Source organism: Agrobacterium tumefaciens (assembly GCA_025559845.1).
Taxonomy (GTDB): Bacteria; Pseudomonadota; Alphaproteobacteria; order Rhizobiales; family Rhizobiaceae; genus Agrobacterium.
This window is the reverse complement of sequence record CP048470.1, coordinates 721,965-742,500: the sequence shown is the minus strand read 5'-3', so window position 1 is coordinate 742,500 and position 20,536 is coordinate 721,965. Positions and strand designations below refer to the sequence as shown.

The following is a 20,536-nucleotide window of genomic DNA, read 5'->3' as shown; positions in this document are numbered from 1 at the left end:
GAAAGGTTTGAAACGTCCGAGCCCAGTCCCAGAGAAACCATGTGATGGCTTAGTCGGCCGGAATTGGTGGAGGGATTGGAGGTAGGAAGGAAAGCTTGTCCTGGGCATTTTTGTTGTTGGAACTGATGTTCCTCTGATGAAGATGCTGGATTGATGTTGCCTGACCGCGCATCACCGGATGATATCTCGAGAAGCTGGTCTTAATGGTATGGCTTCGAGGTGCACCGGCGTGCCCTCAATGAAGACCGTACCGAACACGTCGATGTCATCAATGAATGACCTGGTTGTAAAAGGTAACCGGGTCTGTCGCTTATGGCGACTATGTGGTGAGCATAGACAATGAGAACGAACAAGTGTTCTAAGGGCATTTGGTGGATGCCTTGGCATGCACAGGCGAAGAAGGACGTGATACGCTGCGATAAGCTGTGGGGAGCTGCGAATAAGCTTTGATCCATAGATCTCCGAATGGGGCAACCCACCTTAAATGCTTGGAAAATCCAGTCTGTTTTATGAACGGCCTGGGTTTCCAAGCATTGTGATAAGGTATCTGCACCTGAATACATAGGGTGTAAGAAGCGAACGCAGGGAACTGAAACATCTAAGTACCTGCAGGAAAGGACATCAACCGAGACTCCGCAAGTAGTGGCGAGCGAACGCGGACCAGGCCAGTGGCAATGCTGAATAAAGTGGAACGGAATGGAAAGTCCGGCCATAGAGGGTGATAGCCCCTTACACGTAGAACAGGCATTGTCCTTGAGTAGGGCGGGACACGTGAAATCCTGTCTGAACATGGGGAGACCACTCTCCAAGCCTAAGTACTCGTGCATGACCGATAGCGAACAAGTACCGTGAGGGAAAGGTGAAAAGCACCCCGACGAGGGGAGTGAAATAGAACCTGAAACCGGATGCCTACAAACAGTCGGAGGGCGCAAGCCTGACGGCGTACCTTTTGTATAATGGGTCAACGACTTAGTGTAACTAGCAAGCTTAAGCCGGTAGGTGTAGGCGCAGCGAAAGCGAGTCTGAATAGGGCGATTTAGTTAGTTGCATTAGACCCGAAACCGAGTGATCTAGCCATGAGCAGGCTGAAGGTTGGGTAACACCAACTGGAGGGCCGAACCCATAACTGTTGCAATAGTTCGGGATGACTTGTGGCTAGGGGTGAAAGGCCAATCAAACTCGGAAATAGCTGGTTCTCCGCGAAATCTATTTAGGTAGAGCGTCGACCGAATACCCTCGGGGGTAGAGCACTGGATGGGCTATGGGGACTCACCGTCTTACTGATCCTAACCAAACTCCGAATACCGAGGAGTACTAGTCGGCAGACACACGGCGGGTGCTAACGTCCGTCGTGAAAAGGGCAACAACCCTGACCTCCAGCTAAGGTCCCCAAGTCATGGCTAAGTGGGAAAGGATGTGAGGATCCCAAAACAACCAGGATGTTGGCTTAGAAGCAGCCATCATTTAAAGAAAGCGTAACAGCTCACTGGTCTAAATAAGGGTCTTTGCGCCGAAAATGTAACGGGGCTAAAGCCATGCACCGAAGCTGAGGATTTGCAGCAATGCAAGTGGTAGCGGAGCGTTCCGTAAGTCTGTGAAGGCGGACCCGTGAGGGCTGCTGGAGATATCGGAAGTGCGAATGTTGACATGAGTAACGATAAAGAGGGTGAGAGACCCTCTCGCCGAAAGACCAAGGGTTCCTGCTTAAAGTTAATCTGAGCAGGGTTAGCCGGCCCCTAAGACGAGGCGGACACGCGTAGTCGATGGGAACCACGTTAATATTCGTGGGCCTGGTGGTAGTGACGGATCTCGTGTGTTGTTCAACCTTATTGGATTGGTTGGGCGGCGAAGAGGTTCCAGGAAATAGCTCCACCGTATAGACCGTACCCGAAACCGACACAGGTGGTCAGGTAGAGTATACCAAGGCGCTTGAGAGAACTATGTTGAAGGAACTCGGCAAATTGCACGCGTAACTTCGGAAGAAGCGTGACCCCATTTTACGCAAGTATGATGGGGTGGCACAGACCAGGGGGTAGCGACTGTTTATCAAAAACACAGGGCTCTGCGAAGTAGCAATACGACGTATAGGGTCTGACGCCTGCCCGGTGCTGGAAGGTTAAAGGGAGGGGTGCAAGCTCTGAACTGAAGCCCCAGTAAACGGCGGCCGTAACTATAACGGTCCTAAGGTAGCGAAATTCCTTGTCGGGTAAGTTCCGACCTGCACGAATGGCGTAACGACTTCCCCGCTGTCTCCAACATAGACTCAGTGAAATTGAATTCCCCGTGAAGATGCGGGGTTCCTGCGGTCAGACGGAAAGACCCCGTGCACCTTTACTATAGCTTTACACTGGCATTCGCCAAGGCATGTGTAGGATAGGTGGTAGGCTTTGAAGCAGGGACGCCAGTTCTTGTGGAGCCATCCTTGAAATACCACCCTTATCTTCGTGGATGTCTAACCGCGGTCCGTTATCCGGATCCGGGACAGTGTATGGTGGGTAGTTTGACTGGGGCGGTCGCCTCCGAAAGAGTAACGGAGGCGCGCGATGGTTAGCTCAGACCGGTCGGAAATCGGTCGTCGAGTGCAATGGCATAAGCTAGCCTGACTGCGAGACTGACAAGTCGAGCAGAGACGAAAGTCGGTCATAGTGATCCGGTGGTCCCGTGTGGAAGGGCCATCGCTCAACGGATAAAAGGTACGCCGGGGATAACAGGCTGATGACCCCCAAGAGTCCATATCGACGGGGTTGTTTGGCACCTCGATGTCGACTCATCGCATCCTGGGGCTGGAGCAGGTCCCAAGGGTATGGCTGTTCGCCATTTAAAGCGGTACGTGAGTTGGGTTCAGAACGTCGTGAGACAGTTCGGTCCCTATCTGCCGTGGGTGTAGGAATATTGACAGGATCTGTCCCTAGTACGAGAGGACCGGGATGGACGTATCTCTGGTGGATCTGTTGTCCTGCCAAGGGCATAGCAGAGTAGCTATATACGGAATGGATAACCGCTGAAGGCATCTAAGCGGGAAACCAACCTGAAAACGAGTGTTCCCTATCAGAGCCGTGGAAGACGACCACGTTGATAGGACGGGTGTGGAAGTGCAGCAATGCATGAAGCTTACCGTTACTAATAGCTCGATCGGCTTGATCGTTCTCATTGTTCATGTTCATCAACGATGAATTGACGTGTTCAAATCAAACGAAGCAATCGCTTCCCAGCTTCTCGAAAAACAACGCTTGTTGCGTTTTGCCGACCTGGTGGTTATCGCGGGGCGGCTGCACCCGTTCCCTTTCCGAACACGGCCGTGAAACGCCCCAGCGCCAATGGTACTTCGTCTTAAGACGCGGGAGAGTAGGTCGCTGCCAGGTCTGCAAAACGCAACATTCAAATCTTCTCATCACATAAGGGCCTCAAGCCCATAACAGAGGCCGCACATCGCGGCCTTTTTTGTTATAATATCAACTTCTCAGCAGTCACCACTGCTGAATGAGACTTCGCCAAAGGCAAAGTCATGGTGCCGCGGGGTGGAGCAGCCCGGTAGCTCGTCAGGCTCATAACCTGAAGGCCGCAGGTTCAAATCCTGCCCCCGCAACCAATATCCCAACACACAAAATACCCTCCCAGAATAACCACAAACACATCATCCCCAAAGCACCCGCAAGCGGCCTTGAATAACACGGGATCAGCTGGCGATCACAGCGACCTGTACGGTATCTCCGACAGGCTTAAGCTGATCTCGCTGAACTCCCTGACGGCAATGGTAGCAGCCTGGAGGATACGCTCTCTTTGTAAACTTGGCCCGACAACAATGCTGTCGATCCCAATGTTGCTGCGGCCTTCATTGTCGAGACCGAGGTCAAGTGAGACTTCAAAATAGGGAACGAGCATTGTCGCCGTACTGCGGACTTTCACGGACGGGTGATCAAGTGGGACGAACTTTGAGACAAGGCGCCATTCGTTCTCTTCGCGAAATGACGGGTCCTTGAAGGCGCAGGCAAGTTGTTGGTAGCGCGTGACCAGTTCATGCGCCAATTGCTCGACGTCATCTTCCGAAAGTGTGGTTTTCGCGCGGATAGCGTCTAGCCAATTGGCAACGAACTCTTGCGCCAGTAGGGCTTTCTGCGATTGTTCGTAAATACACCGGATCAGTCGAAACTCTGCCTTTGCAGCGATCTTCTGCAGGTCGCTGGCCACAAATCCGAGGCATATTCCGCCGCCGCCACTATAACCCCGCCATTGGCTGAGCAGGTCATCGTCCTCTGCAAAAGAAGCTGTATAAACAAAACCTTGCCGATAGAGATCCACAAGCTCGATAGCGCGAAGAAGGACCCATTTTCCGGCCTGATCGGCGTGGGTGGACGCGGCTGTAAGTTCTTCCGTCAAATAACGTAGACCGTACGAAAATTCTTCCGAGTCGTTGAGATAATGAATGTTGGTTGCCCAGATTGCTTTCTGTGACACGATACCGAGATATCCGGCGAGCGTTGTGTAGTGAAAGAGTCGAGGTCTTGGGATCACGGAATGTGATCCGTTTGAATTCGGCAGCAATGCGAAATGGTCTTCGATTGTGTTGGGCATGTCATTGCTCCGGCTACGGGATGTGCAAGACGACGTACCGCCGCCAAATTATCTGTAGGCGCAGTACAGAATGTTTGGCGATAGGCTAAGCGATTGAACGAGAACGCTCATGACTTCGTTGTCGATCACTTCTCCTGATATGACGACATCAATGGTAATGGTCTGATCTAATGAATTGACCCGCCGTGCCAATGACTTGACCGTCAGTTGATGATCGCTGGTTTGTGTCATCAAGCTCACCCGGACCTCGGCTTCATTTTCTGTGGTTGTGCGAACTTCTATCGTATGCCGTTGTGCCTCGAGCGGGCGAGGGGGTACGAAGCGCTCGACAAGCTTCACCAGTTTGGGAGAGGTTACGTTTATCAACAAGATCAGAAGCGTTGCTTCTGCGGCCTCGAAGATCTCTCCGTAGCCTGCCAGAACGCCGATTGCGCCCGTCGCCCAGACGGTCGCCGATGTACTCAGCCCACGAATGTTGAGACCGTCCCGCATGATCAGGCCAGCGCCAAGGAAGCCTATTCCCGTTACAACTTGCCCGCCCATGCGAATGTCCTCGTTGACTTCGAGGATGGCGGGTAGTGCGCAGTATGCTGCAGCGCCAAAGGCCACGAGTGCGTGTGTCGTCAACCCGGTCGTGCCCTGTCGCCATTGTCGCTCAAGGCCGATGATTGTTCCAAACACGACTGCGGTTACCAGGCGAACCGATATCGATAGCGTGTCATAAAGCCATGGGAAAAAGTCGTTTATCAAGAGCGCCACCAGTCGGTTTTTGCACGCACTACAAATCGAAACTCTAGATTGTCGAAAAGCCTTTTAGCACAAAATTGGAACTCCGATTGAACCAGGGAAATAGATTGGTTCCCAGTTTTTCGAAATATGGCGGCGATGACAAGTGTTCTTGCACTTCCACTGAGAGTTGAGGCACAGTGGCCTCGTTGGAGGTGGGGTGACCTGGGTTCGAATGGTTTCTCTCGCGCTCCTAGGGGAGACGATGCAATGTTGTCTTTTTTGCTTAGCCTTCGCTACGTCATGGGTCTTGCGTCGATCGGCGTGATTGCAGCGTCCTTTCTCATGTTCTGGGAAGGTCTGCTGGCCATTGGCAACGCCTTCGTTCAAGTGCGCGCCAATCCGGACCAGGCAATCATTGCAGCGGTGTTACAGGGCGTGGACAAGTTGTTGTTCGCTATCGTTCTCGTCATTTTCGGGTGCGCGATCACGGTTGGCTTTGTTGTGAGCCCAAGCGCACCCTGGAAAGCGCAACTTCCACGCTGGATGGTGATCGAAGACGTCGCAGAGCTCAAAAACCTCTTTTTCCAGATGATCATTCTTTATCTGGTCGTACATTTCGTAACGCTTGTCGCGGAGATGGAGGATATGCCGGATTGGAACGCGCTTGTTCTGCCCGTTTCTATTCTTTTGCTCGCCGCGGCGATGAAAATTATCGCAACCGCATCCACCCACGGCGCCTCAGAACACATCGAACCAACCGATGATCAAAGCCATTCTAGGTAGGTCCACGAAATAATTCACTACTTCTTGTGGTTGCGGCCGTAAATTTTAGCTATCGTTCTGCGCGATTAAGTGGTATTTGATATTCAGGATTGCTAATGAAAGCAATTCTAAGTTCTTGTATTTTTTAAAGTTTAAAAGTGCATCGCGGACTTCCCGCAAAACTTCCAAGCCAAGATCGACGTCGTCAGTTTACTGCCTGCCACTGTGATTGAGCGTGAGTTTTAAATGCATAAGCATGACATCCCCATTATTGGGAGTTTGAGAAGGCTGTTTACAGCTGCATTGCTCTCAGCCCTCCCTATCAGTCTCAACGCGCAATCTCTGCAGAGTGTTGAGGTGCAGCCCGTCCAGGTGATGAATGTGTCCCCGAAGTACGAATTTGTGGGGCGCGTAGAAGCCGCAAATTCGGTGGATATTCTTGCCAGGGTGCCCGGATTTATCAAGGAGCGGCTGTTTCAGGAAGGCCAATCGGTCACGGCGGACCAACCTCTGTTTGTGATCGAACAAGAGAGCTATCAACTGTCTCTTGATGATGCGCAAGCGGCACGAGATGCTGCGCAATCCAATCTCGTCAATGCCGAACAAAGCCTGAGTCGAAACCTGTCCCTTGCCAGGGGCAGCGTTTCTCAAGCGGTTCTTGATCAAAGTCAGGCTGCCCGCGATTCCGCGGCCTCCAGCCTTCGCTCCGCCGATGTGAAGGTAAATCAGGCAAAGCTGAACCTCAGCTATACGAGAATTTCATCTCCGATTGCGGGAAGAATAGGCGTATCGAATGTTTCTGTGGGGGGCTTCGTTGGCAACGCGACCACCGTGCTTGCCCGCGTGGTGCAAATGGACCCTATTCGCGTTGTTTTTTCCGTCAGTGATCGCTCTATTCTGGACCTACGTGCCGCTGCTGGTGGGGCGTCGAAGGAAGAACTCGCCAGGTACTTCAAGACAAGCCTGCGCTTGTCGAACGGGCAGGTTTATATCCAGTCGGGCGAGATTGAGTTTCTGGACAATCAGGTTGATTTACAGACAGGGACACTGGCAATCAGAGCGTCGTTTTCGAACCCGGATGCTTTGCTGGTGCCCAACCAGTTCGTGACGGTCGTTGTGAGTGAAGATGCGCCGGTTATGAAACCCGTGGTTCCGCAGGAGGTCGTACAGCAGGACAGAGACGGAAAATACGTGCTGCTGGCTGGCGCGGGCGACAAGGCGGAACTGCGTCGTATCAGGGCCGACAATCAGATGTCTGGAAACTGGATCGTCGAAGACGGTCTTGTCGGGGGTGAGCGGCTCATTACCGGAAACCTGCAGAGTGTTGCTGAGGGCATGCCGCTCAAGGTGATGCCCGCAACCAATCTCAGTAGCACGGGAACGAAGCCATGATTGGCCCTGGAAGCTTTATCCGGCTTCCCCGTTTTGCAATGGTCATTGCAATCGTTATGGTGATTGCAGGCGCCCTTGCGATGACGCAGATCCCGGTCACGCAATATCCTCCGATCACACCTCCCGAAGTGCAGGTCTCAGCGAGTTATCCTGGCGCCAATGCCACCGTCATGGCTGAAAGTGTCGGCGCGCTGATCGAGGAGCAGGTGAATGGCGTTGATGGCATGCTCTACATGTCTTCATCCAGCACCAACAATGGCACCTACTCGCTCACCGTGACATTTGCCGTGGGGACAGATCCCGAGATAGCACAGATCAACGTGCAAAACAGAGTGGCGACGGCAACGCCGCGCTTGCCGGCGGTTGTTTCGCAAACGGGCGTTACGGTTAGAAGCCGGTCGTCAAGCATGCTGATGGGGGTTGCAATCTACTCTCCCAAAGGCACACGGGATGAGCTTTTCGTCAGTAATTACGCTTCGATAAACATCAGAGATGCATTGGCTCGTATCTCAGGTGTCGGCGATGCCGGTGTCTTTGGTCCTGCCTACAGCATGCGCATCTGGATGAATCCAGATCGAATGGAAGCGCTGGGTGTCACGGCGGCCGACCTCAGTGCCGCGGTTCAGTCCCAGAACGCGCAGGCTTCGGCTGGCCAGATCGGATCACCACCAACCTCAGATGGCCAGCAACTGCAACTTACCATCCTGGCAAAGGGGCGATTGAGCGATCCCTCGGAGTTCGGCAACATCGTTGTACGGACCAATACCGATGGCGCAATCGTCAGATTGCGGGATGTGGCGAGGGTCGAGCTTGGTGCTCAGTCCTATGATACCGTATCGACGTTCAACGGAAAGCCGAGCGCGACCATCGTGCTTTATCAGTCGGCAGATGCGAACGCCTTGTCCGTTTCACAAGCTGCGAGAGCGGAACTGGAGCGTTTGCAGCAGCAATTTCCGGAGGACATCGCATATACGGTCGTCTTCGATACGACGAGTTTCCTCAACGCGACGATCGAAGAGATCATCATAACCCTTGCGATCACATTTGTTCTGGTGGTCGCTGTCGTCTACGTCTTCCTGCAGGATTGGCGGGCGACAATTCTCCCGACACTGACAATTCCAGTTTCGTTGATTGGTGCCTTCACCGTTCTCTATTTCATTGGCTACTCGGCCAATACCATCACCCTGTTTGCCATGGTGCTGGCGATCAGCCTCGTTGTCGACGATGCGATTATCGTTGCTGAAAATGCGCAACGCATCATGCAGGAAGAAGGGCTGTCGATCACTGATGCGACGCTCAAGACAATGGAACAGGTGACGGGCCCAATCATCGCAACGACGCTCGTTCTCGCTGCGTTGTTTGTTCCGGTGTCGTTTTTGCCGGGAATAACCGGGCAGCTCTACCGGCAGTTTGCAGTCACGATTTTGGTCACGATCAGCTTTTCGACCATCAATGCCCTCACTCTCAGCCCGGCACTGTGCGCCATGCTTTTAAAGCCGCCGGCGACCAAGCGGGCAAAGGTCTTCGAGCGATTCAATACGGGGTTGGCTTGGATCAGGGATTTTTATGTCCGGATGCTGCTTGCGCTATCGAGGCGTGTCATCGTGTCGATCGTGATCATTCTGGGGATCTTTGTCGGGACCTACGCGCTGGTACGAGTCTTGCCAACCGGGTTCATTCCCTCGGAGGATCAGGGGTATCTTTTTGCGAACGTTCAGCTTCCCAATTCCGCTGCCATAGGGCGTACGCAACAAACCGTGTCGCAGGTCCAGACAATTCTCCGGAATACGCCAGGTGTTGAAAACGTCATCGGTATTTCAGGGATGAGCCTCATCGGTGGCGGCGGATCGAATGCTGGCATGGTGATCGCTGCGTTGAAGCCGTGGAGCGAGCGTAATTCAGACGAAAGTGCGGATGCTATTCTGGCAAAACTGCGGCGCGAGTTTACCGTTTTCTCCAACGCCTCGGTCGTCGCATTCAATCCACCTGCCATACCTGGCCTTGGTACCACGGGCGGTTTTGATTTCCGGCTGCAGGCGCTTGATGGGCAGGAGCCCGGCGAACTTGCTCAGGTCATGCGCGGTCTCATCGGCAAGGCAAATCAGACCCCAGCTCTTGCTGGCGTATTCAGCACGTTTTCTGCTGACGCTCCACAATTGTTCATGGACATCGATCGCAACCGGGCCGAACTCTATGGCGTGTCACCGGCAGCGATCTTCAGCGCTGCGCAGGCACAGCTTGGTTCAGCCTACATTGATGATTTTAATCTCTCGTCCCGCGTGTTTCAGGTGCGGCTCCAAAATGATACGCAATTCCGCTCGCGCATCGAGGACATTCAACGCCTGAGAGTGAGATCGTCAAACGGTGCATTGGTGCCGATCCAGGCTGTGGCATCCGTTTCCACGATATACGGTGCAAGCTCGATCAACCGTTACAATCTTTTCCCTGCTGCATCGATCAATGGTCAGCCGGGGCCCGGTGTTAGCACCGGGGACGCACTTGTCGCGATGGAGAACGTTGCAGCCGAGACCCTTCCGTCAGGGTTTGGTTTCGAGTGGACAGGGTTGGCGTTGCAGGAACGTCAGGCCGGCGCGCAAACCGCGCTGCTGCTCATCATGGGAATAGTTTTCACCTACCTGTTCCTCGTCGCCCAATATGAAAGCTGGTCGGTCCCACTCGCCGTCATACTTTCCGTGTGTGCTGCAGCGGCAGGTGCATTGAGCAGCCTCCTGATCGCCGGTCTGGATTTGAATGTTTACGCACAGATCGGGCTTGTTTTGCTGATCGGTCTTGCGGCAAAAAATGCGATCCTGATCGTTGAATTCGCCAAGGAACGGCGTGAAGCCGGACTGGAGATCACTGAGGCTGCCAGACTGGCCACATACCAACGTTTCCGGCCTGTGTTCATGACGGCAATGGCTTCGGTGCTGGGTGTCCTTCCGCTTGTCTTTGCGACCGGGGCCGGAGCGGCCAGCCGTCAGGCGATTGGCGTCTCGATCTTCGGCGGCCTGCTGGTTGGCACCCTGGTGGGTATCCTGATTATCCCGCTTCTCTACGTCCTTGTTCAGACCCTGCGCGAAAGGGTCAAGTCTTCCTGGTTTGGGTTGGGCGCGCAATCCAAACATACGACGACAGGCGGAGGGGAATGAACGATGTCCGCAGCCGGTGAAGCAAAGCTATCTCTGGTGACGTTGACGGGCATGGTGGTCGGCTCCATGGTCGGAGCCGGAATATTCTCGCTGCCGCAGGCATTTGGAAAGGCAACTGGTCCGCTTGGCGCGATTGTCGCCTGGACGATCGCCGGAATTGGCATGCTGATGGTTGCATTCGTTTTTCAGAGCCTGGCGCAGCGGCGTCCGGATCTGGATGCGGGCATCTTCATGTATGCGAAGGAAGGTTTCGGCAACTATCTCGGTTTCCTGTCTGCCCTTGGATATTGGGCAGCCGCGCTACTTGGAAATGTCACCTACTTCATCCTCGTAAAGTCGACACTTGGTCTGTTTTTCCCGGCTTTCGGTGACGGTAATACCTTGATTGCCGTTGCGACGTCGTCCGTATTGTTGTGGGTGTTTCACAGCCTCATTTTGAGAGGTATCCGGCAGGCAGCGGCTCTGAACACAGTCGTGACGATCGCCAAGATCCTGCCGATCTTCGTTTTCCTTCTGCTGGTTTTGATGGCCTTCGATTGGGAGATCTTTCGAGAAAGCTTCTGGGGCGCCGATGAGGCTGGGTTAGGGTCGCTTTCCACTCAAGTGCGAAACACCATGCTGGTTACCGTTTTCGTCTTTGTCGGTATTGAGGGCGCAAGCGTTTACTCAAGATATGCGAGAAAACGCTCGGACGTGGGCACCGCAACCGTCACCGGTTTTCTGTTCGTTCTCGCTCTTATGCTGGCGGTCACACTGCTCTCATACGGCGTCCTGCCCAAAGAGGATCTTGCAGAGTTACGCAATCCATCGATGGCAGGAGTGCTGGCAGCTGTGACAGGACCGTGGGGAGCGGTCTTCGTCAGCATCGGCTTGATCATCTCCGTCGCTGGAGCCTATATCGCCTGGGTGCTGCTGGCAGCAGAAATCCTTTACTCCGCGGCCAAGTATAAGACCATGCCAAGTTTTCTCGCACGTGAAAATGCGGCAGGCGTCCCCGCCAACGCGCTCTGGCTGACAAACATCATCGTTCAGGTTTTCCTCATCATCTCGATGTTTTCGGATTATGCTTTCATGCTCGCGGTGGCGATGACGAGTTCGATGATCCTCGTACCGTATCTTCTCGTTGCGGCATTCGGCGTGAAAAGCAACTTGCAGGGCGATAAGTCTGTCATTCAGTCCAAGGGCAATGGTACCGAAACGGTACAGTCATTTCTGGCCCTGATCTACACTGCCGGGCTTATTTATGCCGCCGGATTCAAGTTCCTCCTTCTTACGACGTTGATCTATGTCCCGGGGACAGCTCTTTTCCTTATGGCAAGGAATGAGCAGGGTGAAACTATATTTAACCATGTAGAGTGGTTTGTATTTGCGGTTTTGAGTGTTGGATTTTTTGCGGTTATATTCGGAATTACAAAAGGGTATCTGAGTATATAAGCGTAATTTCCGAGGATTGAACGCATAATTTGCTTGCCATTGGTGGGCTTTGACTGACTTTATACTTGGCTGAGAGGGTTAGGTTTATGGCAGCGTCGCAACAGAAACTCACGTTATTTTCGTTAACGGCAATGGTTGTCGGCTCCATGGTTGGGGCGGGTATTTTCAATCTTCCGAGCCGCTTCGGAACTGCCACAGGACCTTTTGGTGCGATTATTGCCTGGGCTATCGCCGGAACAGGCATGTATATGCTCGCGCGGGTCTTCCAGGCTCTCGCCGAAAAAAAGCCCGACATTGATTCCGGTGTATTCGCTTATGCCAAGGCAGGTTTTGGAAACTACATGGGTTTCCTTTCAGCCTTTGGTTATTGGCTTGGCAGTTGCCTTGGAAACGTCTTTTATTGGGTGCTCATCGGCTCAACGCTCGGCCGCTTTTTTCCCGAATTTTTTGGTGACGGAAGTAGTGCCACGGCGATTGTTGTGTCGCTTGTCGGCATTTGGGCGTTTCATTTCATGATCCTGCGCGGCGTGGAGCAAGCAGCCTTCATCAACACTATTGTCACGGTGGCGAAGGTCGTGCCGATCCTCGTCTTCATTCTGGCGCTGATCTTCTTCTTCAACTACGCGCAGTTTTCCGACAATTTTTTCGGCGGCGCAGACATGCCGGTGAAATCTCTGGTCGCACAAGTGCGAGACACGATGCTGATCACCGTTTTCGTATTCCTCGGTATCGAGGGTGCCAGCGTCTATTCCCGTTTTGCGCAAAAACGATCCGACGTCGGCTCTGCCACGATCCTCGGCTTCGTGGGCGTCACGGGTCTTATGGTCGCGGTCACGTTGCTGCCTTATGCAGCTTTGCCCCAATCAGCCATTGCAGCAGTTCAGCAGCCCTCGATGGCGGGCGTACTTGAAGCAGTCGTCGGACACTGGGGGGCCGTATTCATTTCCATCGGCGTGCTGGTTTCCGTTCTCGGTGCCTATCTCGCATGGTCTCTCATTTGCGCCGAGGTGCTTTTCGCCGCAGCCAAATCGCAGGACATGCCAAAGATGTTTGCGGCACAAAACGCTAATCGCGTCCCGGCAAATGCTCTCTGGCTGACCAATATTGTCGTGTCGCTTTTCGTGATCTCCACCTACTGGTCACGAGATGCCTTCAACTTCATGCTCGACATGACAAGTGTGACGGCGCTTCTGCCCTATCTTCTTGTTGCGGGTTACGGCGTTTTGCTGGCGCGTCGAGGTGAGGGCTACGAAACCACACCGGAACAGCGCGGACGCGATCAGTTTTTTGCGTGGGTGGCGGTTGTCTACACGCTGTTCATGTTTGCTGCCGCTGGGTTGAAATATGTCCTGCTGGTCGCGGTGCTCTTCGTTCCCGGCACCATTCTCTACTTCTGGGCGCGACGGGAGCAGAAGCTCACTTTGTTCACGCCGGCCGAACTCATCGTGTTTGCAGTGACGCTCATCGGCGGCCTGGTTGGGGCCTACGGTTTGCTGACAGGTATCATTACACCCTAAACTGAGAGGCGAAGGTCATGACACAGACAACATCCTTTGGCGTTCATTCCGAAGTTGGGCAACTGCGCAAGGTAATGGTTTGCGCGCCCGGCCGAGCGCACCAACGACTGACACCGACCAATTGTGACGCGCTTCTCTTCGACGATGTCCTTTGGGTCGAAAACGCCAAGCGCGATCATTTCGACTTCATGACGAAAATGCGTGACCGTGGGATCGAGGTGTTGGAGATGCACAATCTTCTGACACAAACACTCGCGGTGCCGGAAGCAAAAGCCTGGATTCTCGATCACCAGGTCGTGCCAAATCAGATTGGGCTGGGTCTCATCAACGAGGTTCGGTCATATCTCGAAGGATTGGCGGACCGCGAACTCGCCGAAACGCTGATAGGCGGTCTCTCGACCTTTGAATTTCCTGACAGCATTGGAGGAGAGCAGCTCGCGTTGATCCGCGATGCTGCGGGAGTGAATGAATACCTGCTGCCACCGTTGCCAAATACGCTCTACACGCGTGATACGACGTGCTGGATTTACGGTGGTGTTACCCTGAATGCGCTTTACTGGCCGGCGCGTCATGAGGAAACGATCCTGACGTCTGCGATCTACAAGTTCCATCCGGACTTTGCGGGCAAGGTCAATGTCTGGTGGGGTGATCCAACCAAGGATTGGGGACTAGCGACGCTGGAAGGCGGCGATGTGATGCCGATCGGTAAGGGCAATGTCCTGATCGGGATGAGCGAACGAACATCGCGCCAGGCCATCAGTCAGGTCGCAGCCGCCTTGTTCGAGAAAGGCGCGGCGGAACGCGTGATTGTCGCTGCCATGCCGAAACTGCGCGCCGCCATGCACCTTGATACCGTGTTCACCTTCGCTGACCGGGACTGCGTGCTGCTCTATCCGGATATCGTCAACGGTATCGAGGCATTTTCATTCCGTCCGGACGGCAATGGCGGTGTCGAGCTGCATAAGGACAAGGGTAGCTTTGTTGATACAGTTCGGGATTCTCTCGGCCTTAAAAAGATGCGCGTCGTTGAGACGGGAGGCAACGATTACATGCGTGAGCGGACCCAGTGGGACAGTGGCGCAAACCTTGTCTGCGCGTCACCGGGTGTCGTCTACGCTTATGATCGGAACACCTACACCAATACCCTGCTTCGCAAGGAGGGGATTGAAGTCATCACCATTACAGGAGCGGAGCTTGGCCGTGGCCGTGGCGGCGGCCATTGCATGACGTGCCCGATTGTCCGTGATGCCGTCGACTATTGAGTATTTCTAGAAAAACAGGGAGCGCGTCCAGACGCCGCGCTCTCTGATTTGCCGTATCGGGAGGCCGCCATGATAGCGGTGGTGGGCAACCTTGTTGGGGAGACCATACCTCATGCAAAGTTTCGGACCGAAATATAGCCATCTGGTTCACAATTCCGGTTGTGCGTGCTTCAACCCGTCGCTGCAGATTGTATCGCGCCGGCTGGAAGCCCTTTCAAGACGCGGGTTCCTGGCGGGCCTAGGCGCTGCTATGCTCTCTGGCGCAATGCCTAGGTCCTCCGCGGCTCAAAGCGCACCATCAACGACCGTGTTTCGCGACGTGCGTCTTTTCGATGGAAAATCGAGCACGCTCCAAACAGGCGTGCAGGTTGTTGTCGAGAACCAGAAGATTACTGCCGTTGATCCTGCAAACAATCCGGTGCCAACAGACGCGGTTGTCATAAATTGCCGCAATGGTGTTCTGCTGCCGGGATTGATCGATGCGCATTGGCACACAATTTTTGCAGCGGTTCCCCTGAACGTCCTGCTGGCGGGTGATCCGGGGATCATCTTTGCGGCGTCGACTGCCGAGGCCGAGCGGACCCTTCTGCGCGGCTTTACAACGGTGCGTGATCTTGGAGGGCCGGTCTTCTCCTTCAAGCAGGCCATAGACGGTGGCATGATACCGGGGCCGCGCATATACCCATCCGGTGCCATGATAACGACGTCCGGTGGGCACGGCGATCTGCGTTTGCCAACGGAAATCCCACGGGATCGGGCACAGCTCAGCACCGGCGAATTGATGGGTGCAGCAGCAATTGTCGACAGCGTAAGCGACATCAGGTTGCGGGTTCGAGAGCAACTTCTGCAGGGCGCGTCGCAGATCAAGATGGTCGGAAGCGGTGGGGTGTCATCGCCGCGAAGCCCGCTTGATATGACGGCATTCAGCGAAGAAGAGCTTCGGGCGGCAGTCGAGGTTGCCCAGGACTGGAATACCTATGTCGCGACGCATGCCTATACACCCCGTGCAGTCCAGCGAGCGCTGGCAGCGGGGGTTACCTGTATCGAACACGCCCATCTGGTCGACGATGAAACGGCAAAAATGATCGCTGACAAAGGGTCATGGCTCAGCACACAACCTTTCCTGACGATGGAGGATGCAGCACCTCAAAGTGGACCGGCGTTGGAGCGCATACAGCAACTGTTCGCTGGTACGCCGAAGATTTACGAATTTGCCCGGAAGTACGGGATCAAGACGGCATGGGGATCTGATGTGCTGTTTTCGCCGGAGCTTGGGCCGCGCCAGAACTTCATGCTGACACATCTTCAAAACTGGTACTCCAACGCTGAAACCCTGCAGATGGCGACATCAGGTAACGCCGAACTGCTTGCCCTTTCCAGTCTCCGAAATCCCTATCCTGGCAAGCTTGGTGTCATCGAGACGGGGGCTCTGGCAGACCTTATTGTCGTCGACGGCAATCCGCTCGATGATATCAGCCTGCTCGAAAATCCCCAGAAAAACCTTTCCGTCGTCATGAAGGATGGCCGCATCCATAAGAACATACTTTGAAGGAGCGTAATGTGCAGGTAGAGCCTCGCAGACCGATGGCGGGTATGCTCGTTTCTGGCATTCTTTTGGTCGCCCTCCTGTTTGCGGCACAATCGGTGTTTGCTCCGCTCTTTTTCGCTCTGTTCATCATTGCTGTCGTCTGGCCTTGCCAGCTCGCCTTGCAGAGCAGACTTCCGCGTCTGTTGGCGCTACTGATCACACTCATCATCACCGTAGGCTTCATCACGGCGATTGGCTCATCTCTCGCCTGGGGATTAAGCAGAGTTGGCCAATGGTTGTTTACAAATGCTGACCGTTTACAAGCGGCTTACATGGCGGTCGTCGACTGGCTTGAGCAGCATGGTATTGCGATAGCCGGGCCGATTGGTGATTGGTTTAATGTTTCCAGATTGCTTTCCGTCATGCAGGGAACAGCCGGCCGCCTGAACCAGTTCGGTGGTTTTTCTCTTCTGGTGCTGATCTTCGTGATGCTGGGGCTGCTGGAGGTTCAGGAATTCGCCGCTCGTTTGCGATTGCCGGCCGCTCAGCCCTACGGTCACATCATTCTTTCGGCAAACCGCATCATCGCGATGAAATTTCGGCGCTTCATGCTGGTGCGGACCTTTGCCAGCGTTCTGACAGGATTGCTCGTATGGCTCCTGTCGCTTGGCGCGGGATTGGAACTGGCCGCGGCCTGGGGTGTCATCGCCTTCGCCTTCAACTACATTCCCTTTCTCGGGCCGTTGGTAGCGACAACCCTGCCTACGCTTTTTGCCATAGCCCAGTTCGATACATGGCAGCCGGCCTTGCTCATCTTTGCAAGCCTCAACATCATCCAGTTTGTGATCGGTAGTTATCTCGAACCGAGACTGGCTGGTGCATCCCTTTCCATTTCGCCTTTTGCGGTCATCTTTGCGGTGTTCTTCTGGAGCTTCATGTGGGGGTTGGCCGGAGCGTTCATAGGGGTTCCGATATTGATCGCATTCACAGTTTTCTGCTCGATGGCCGCTTCAACAAAATGGATCGCGACCATCCTTTCAGACAACGAAACCGCCAATACCGCCTGAGAACGACATCATGGCCAAAAGCAGTGCGGTTATGAGTGTAAAAATGAAGAGGTGCATGCAGCGCTTTCTGACCGTGTCTGTCTTCTTCTTTGCGCCATTCGTAGAGAACAGGGGACAGGCCCAGGACGAAGCCCAAAGTGAGTGTGTTGTCCTGCTTCACGGCCTCGCCCGCGGGAGTGGGTCGTTTTGGATGATGGAGAAAGTTCTCTCGAAGGCGGGGTATTACGTTTTGAACGTCGAGTATCCTTCAACCACGACCACCGTTTCGAAGCTCGCGCTTCATGTCGGCGATGCGGTGGAAGATTGCGGTTCCCGGCGAACAAACTTTGTGACCCATTCTATGGGCGGGATCATTTTGCGGTTCTGGCTGATGGATCACCGGCCTGAGATTCTCGGCCGGGTTGTCATGCTCGCTCCGCCAAATCACGGGTCGAAGATCGTGGACGTCTTCGGAGACATGCCACCATTCGAGTGGCTCAACGGTCCTGCTGGTCTGGAACTGGGAACGGATGCAAATTCGATATTGGCCAGATTGCCCAGGCCGGATTTTTCGCTCGGCATTATTGCAGGCGACGTGTCGCTCAATCCTGTTTTTGATGCTATTCATGATCGGCCCAACGACGGCAAGGTCACGGTTGACTCGACCCGACTGGATGGTGCTCAAGAGCACCTCGTTTTGCACACCACACATACCTTCATGATGTTCAATCCGATCGTCGTCGTCGAGACGCTCAATTTTTTAAAGCACGGTAGTTTTGTTCGAACGCTCGATGTCACAGACGCCGTCGAGATGCTCGTGAAAACCTTTCAATGAGCCTTGGAGGTCGCATGCTGTCAGAAGTAACGAAACAGAAAAATTGGAGATGGATTTAACGGGCGAGAAGCCCGCACGTGTCTGAAGGAGATCAGCTTATGAATTTCTGGAAATTGATGACGATCACGTTCATGTCGGGGAGCATGCTTTGGGCTGGTATCGTGCCTGTGCAGGCGGCACCAGCGGTGGTCACCGCCAACAATGTTCAGCTTCGCGCTGGCCCCAGTTCTTCCTATCGTGTTGTCGGGCGCCTGCGGGTGCGAGAGCGCGTCAATGTCACTCGTTGCATGACGTCAGGCCGTTGGTGCCATGTGCAGCCGCGAGGCATGCGCAGCGGATGGGTTCGTGCACGATATCTGGACCCGGTCCGGTGGGGATCGGCAAATCGTCCCGGTAGCATTTGTTTCCATGGCGCGCGCGGACACGTTTGCCTCAACAGATGAGGTTTTCCTCCGTAACCGCCAATGGGCGGCCCGGCTTATCGTGCCGTCCGATCTTCTAAATTGATCGGCGCCTGGAGAGGGCTGAAAAGATGCGTACCCTGAACGCCATAACGTTGTTCCTCATTGTCATCGGCGGACTGGATTGGCTGCTGATCGGCCTGTTCCAGTTCGATCCGATAGGCCTGCTGTTGGGAGGTTCTGGCGCAATCCTTGCGCGTATCGCCTATACGTTGATTGGAGTTTCGGCGCTATGGCAACTCCTGCCGATTTTCGGAGTTGTTCAACGTCGCGATGCCGAAGCCAACATGAAGCGTAGCAACATTCACCGGCCCTGACTGGTCGGGCCGGCCGAAAGCGGCAGGATCATAGATCGGATGCTCCTGTTGCCAGTGGTCGGCGTGCTTTATGATCGGTGGCGTTGAAATTGTCCGGGGACCCATACGTGTCGGCTGCGGCGGATGCTCCACACCCAACGTCCGGGAACCCAGCGATATCCCTTGCGAGGCGGGGGTGTTTTTTCTTTCAGGTCCGGTGGTGGCGGTGGACGCCTTCCCACCGGAGCGCGCGGCCCAGCTTGCTGGGATAAGGCCGCGGTTGGGACAAGTAACAGTGTCCCACAGAGTTGAAGAAATAATCTGCGATGTTTTTGCATGCGCCATTCCTCTCTCGTTATTGCGTCGGATCTGCAGACCTGCGTGGTGCTGATTGAACCGCATCCTCGTCCAGCAACTCAACGGCCTGCCTGAGGATGCGTTCGTCCTCTGAGCCTGCGGACGAGACGGAGAGCGTTCCTGTTCCGACCCTTCCAGCCGTCAAGGCCTGCAGGGGTATTCTGGGTAGCATTGTTGCAAGCGTGACAAACCTGTCGTGCCTGATCCTCGTTGGTGCCCGTACATCGCTGATGTCGATAATTTGGAGGTTGCGTTCCTCGGCAAGCGCGATGGTGCGGGGATCGTCTATATCAAGCGCTCCGGCTTTTGCAGAGGCGCCTGCGAGCCACCGTGATGTTGCGAGAGCCAGATCGTCCTGTGTCGAAAGCACGATGATCGGTTTCGACAGGCTTCCCACGACTTTCAGTTGCTTTTGAAAGACATCGATATCGATATCAGGCGCAGCAAGGATGACCCGGTCGATCTTATCAAGAGAATGGGCTTTTGACTGAAGACGCAATTGCCGTAACGCCTCGACAGTCAGCCAGCTTCCCATGCTGTGTGCCAAAATCTTGGTCTCGACTTTTCTGGTGCCAAGCTCGTCCAACGTCTGGACGAGTTCATCGCGTGAGAAATTGCTCGCATCCCGGTCCGCCAGGTAGCTTGAGAAATTACCTCGCGATGGCCAGGCGAACAGGATCGGAGTGCTCCTCACGTCGGCATCGGCGGATATCTGGACGAGCCTGAACAGGCTTTCCTGAAAACTGTTGTTGTAGCCATGAACAAAGACGAAAGCTGAAGGGCTGGCCGCAGCCATGCTGAGGAATTCTTGACGTGAAATGACTTTGCTGTCGATGACGGCAAAAGAGGACGCAGCGTTCGGAACGCCACGTGGCCATTCGATCGTTCCCGGCCTGTGTCCCGGTGGCACCGAAACGACCATACGAAGATAGGTAGGTTGCTGAGCTCTGTCGCTCGTAAAACTGTTCTTGCCCGACGTATCGGGTTCGCGCGTTGTGACGACAAGAACAGTTTGCTGGACGGCACCTTGCGCCGGTCCAACGACCTTCAAACTTCCCGGGCCCGGCCTTGCACAGGAAGCCAGGAGCAGAAGAACAGAAACACTCAGCAAGAGGCACAAAGCCTGAAGGGCAGATGCCCCGAAATACCTTGGTTTCCCTACCATGATGCCGAGATTAAAACACAGCCAGATTGTC

General features: G+C 54.4%; 15 protein-coding genes, 1 tRNA gene and 2 rRNA genes. 14 read left to right on the top strand and 4 right to left on the bottom strand.

Annotation, left to right across the window (positions count from 1 at the left end; translation table 11 throughout):
* Positions 1-347: 347 nt before the first annotated feature.
* The 3 genes from FY156_19820 (at position 348) to FY156_19810 (ending at position 3,589) form a co-directional block, all read left to right on the top strand.
* Positions 348-3,152, top strand: a 23S ribosomal RNA gene (locus tag FY156_19820).
* Positions 3,153-3,247: 95 nt separating this feature from the next.
* A 5S ribosomal RNA gene (gene rrf, locus FY156_19815) occupies positions 3,248-3,362 on the top strand.
* Between the two features lie 150 nt (positions 3,363-3,512).
* A tRNA-Met gene (locus FY156_19810) sits at positions 3,513-3,589 on the top strand.
* A gap of 98 nt (positions 3,590-3,687) precedes the next feature.
* Here FY156_19810 and FY156_19805 read toward each other — a convergent pair.
* Positions 3,688-4,542, bottom strand: coding sequence for a DUF2971 domain-containing protein (locus FY156_19805; GenBank protein ID UXS03793.1), 855 nt, complete (start codon positions 4,540-4,542; stop codon positions 3,688-3,690).
* Between the two features lie 78 nt (positions 4,543-4,620).
* Positions 4,621-5,253 (bottom strand): MgtC/SapB family protein, encoded by a 633-nt coding sequence (locus FY156_19800; GenBank protein UXS05159.1) that lies wholly within the window; start codon positions 5,251-5,253, stop codon positions 4,621-4,623.
* A 315-nt stretch (positions 5,254-5,568) separates the two neighbouring features.
* Here FY156_19800 and FY156_19795 point away from each other — a divergent pair, with 315 nt between their 5' ends.
* From FY156_19795 to FY156_19745, 11 genes are all read left to right on the top strand, one after another.
* Entirely contained in the window at positions 5,569-6,084 is a 516-nt protein-coding gene (locus FY156_19795) for a YqhA family protein (protein UXS03792.1), read from the top strand.
* Positions 6,085-6,309: 225 nt separating this feature from the next.
* Positions 6,310-7,455, top strand: coding sequence for an efflux RND transporter periplasmic adaptor subunit (locus tag FY156_19790; GenBank protein ID UXS03791.1), 1,146 nt, complete (start codon positions 6,310-6,312; stop codon positions 7,453-7,455).
* Positions 7,452-10,604, top strand: coding sequence for a multidrug efflux RND transporter permease subunit (locus tag FY156_19785; GenBank protein ID UXS03790.1), 3,153 nt, complete (start codon positions 7,452-7,454; stop codon positions 10,602-10,604). The genes FY156_19790 and FY156_19785 overlap by 4 nt, the downstream gene beginning before the upstream one ends.
* A gap of 3 nt (positions 10,605-10,607) precedes the next feature.
* A complete protein-coding gene (locus FY156_19780) occupies positions 10,608-12,038 on the top strand; it encodes an amino acid permease (GenBank protein ID UXS03789.1) in 1,431 nt (476 codons plus the stop codon).
* 86 nt (positions 12,039-12,124) lie between these two features.
* Positions 12,125-13,555, top strand: coding sequence for an amino acid permease (locus FY156_19775; GenBank protein ID UXS03788.1), 1,431 nt, complete (start codon positions 12,125-12,127; stop codon positions 13,553-13,555).
* 17 nt (positions 13,556-13,572) lie between these two features.
* Positions 13,573-14,817, top strand: a complete 1,245-nt coding sequence (locus FY156_19770; GenBank protein UXS03787.1) for an arginine deiminase — start codon at positions 13,573-13,575, stop codon at positions 14,815-14,817.
* A gap of 112 nt (positions 14,818-14,929) precedes the next feature.
* Positions 14,930-16,366, top strand: a complete 1,437-nt coding sequence (locus FY156_19765; GenBank protein UXS03786.1) for an amidohydrolase family protein — start codon at positions 14,930-14,932, stop codon at positions 16,364-16,366.
* Positions 16,367-16,401: 35 nt separating this feature from the next.
* Positions 16,402-17,412 (top strand): AI-2E family transporter, encoded by a 1,011-nt coding sequence (locus FY156_19760; protein ID UXS05158.1) that lies wholly within the window; start codon positions 16,402-16,404, stop codon positions 17,410-17,412.
* A gap of 55 nt (positions 17,413-17,467) precedes the next feature.
* On the top strand, positions 17,468-18,226 hold the full coding sequence (locus FY156_19755) for an alpha/beta fold hydrolase (GenBank protein ID UXS03785.1): 759 nt from the start codon (positions 17,468-17,470) through the stop codon (positions 18,224-18,226).
* Positions 18,227-18,324: 98 nt separating this feature from the next.
* Positions 18,325-18,669, top strand: coding sequence for an SH3 domain-containing protein (locus tag FY156_19750; protein UXS03784.1), 345 nt, complete (start codon positions 18,325-18,327; stop codon positions 18,667-18,669).
* A gap of 89 nt (positions 18,670-18,758) precedes the next feature.
* On the top strand, positions 18,759-19,004 hold the full coding sequence (locus FY156_19745; protein ID UXS03783.1) for a DUF378 domain-containing protein: 246 nt from the start codon (positions 18,759-18,761) through the stop codon (positions 19,002-19,004).
* 68 nt (positions 19,005-19,072) lie between these two features.
* Here FY156_19745 and FY156_19740 read toward each other — a convergent pair whose 3' ends face one another.
* Entirely contained in the window at positions 19,073-19,321 is a 249-nt protein-coding gene (locus FY156_19740; GenBank protein ID UXS03782.1) for a BcpO-related WXXGXW repeat protein, read from the bottom strand.
* A gap of 17 nt (positions 19,322-19,338) precedes the next feature.
* The gene (locus tag FY156_19735) at positions 19,339-20,391 is read right to left on the bottom strand and encodes an alpha/beta fold hydrolase (GenBank protein UXS03781.1); all 1,053 of its coding nucleotides are present in this window, start codon (positions 20,389-20,391) and stop codon (positions 19,339-19,341) included.
* Positions 20,392-20,536 lie beyond the last annotated feature (145 nt).

Bases quoted from the DNA above. Each gene is read 5' to 3' on its own strand.
- FY156_19795 (UXS03792.1), top strand. From the start codon at position 5,569: ATGTTGTCTTTTTTGCTTAGCCTTCGCTACGTCATGGGTCTTGCGTCG.
- FY156_19790 (UXS03791.1), top strand. From the start codon at position 6,310: ATGCATAAGCATGACATCCCCATTATTGGGAGTTTGAGAAGGCTGTTT.
- FY156_19785 (UXS03790.1), top strand. From the start codon at position 7,452: ATGATTGGCCCTGGAAGCTTTATCCGGCTTCCCCGTTTTGCAATGGTC.
- FY156_19780 (UXS03789.1), top strand. From the start codon at position 10,608: ATGTCCGCAGCCGGTGAAGCAAAGCTATCTCTGGTGACGTTGACGGGC.
- FY156_19775 (UXS03788.1), top strand. From the start codon at position 12,125: ATGGCAGCGTCGCAACAGAAACTCACGTTATTTTCGTTAACGGCAATG.
- FY156_19770 (UXS03787.1), top strand. From the start codon at position 13,573: ATGACACAGACAACATCCTTTGGCGTTCATTCCGAAGTTGGGCAACTG.
- FY156_19765 (UXS03786.1), top strand. From the start codon at position 14,930: ATGCAAAGTTTCGGACCGAAATATAGCCATCTGGTTCACAATTCCGGT.
- FY156_19760 (UXS05158.1), top strand. From the start codon at position 16,402: ATGGCGGGTATGCTCGTTTCTGGCATTCTTTTGGTCGCCCTCCTGTTT.
- FY156_19755 (UXS03785.1), top strand. From the start codon at position 17,468: ATGCAGCGCTTTCTGACCGTGTCTGTCTTCTTCTTTGCGCCATTCGTA.
- FY156_19750 (UXS03784.1), top strand. From the start codon at position 18,325: ATGAATTTCTGGAAATTGATGACGATCACGTTCATGTCGGGGAGCATG.
- FY156_19745 (UXS03783.1), top strand. From the start codon at position 18,759: ATGCGTACCCTGAACGCCATAACGTTGTTCCTCATTGTCATCGGCGGA.
- FY156_19740 (UXS03782.1), bottom strand. From the start codon at position 19,321: ATGCAAAAACATCGCAGATTATTTCTTCAACTCTGTGGGACACTGTTA.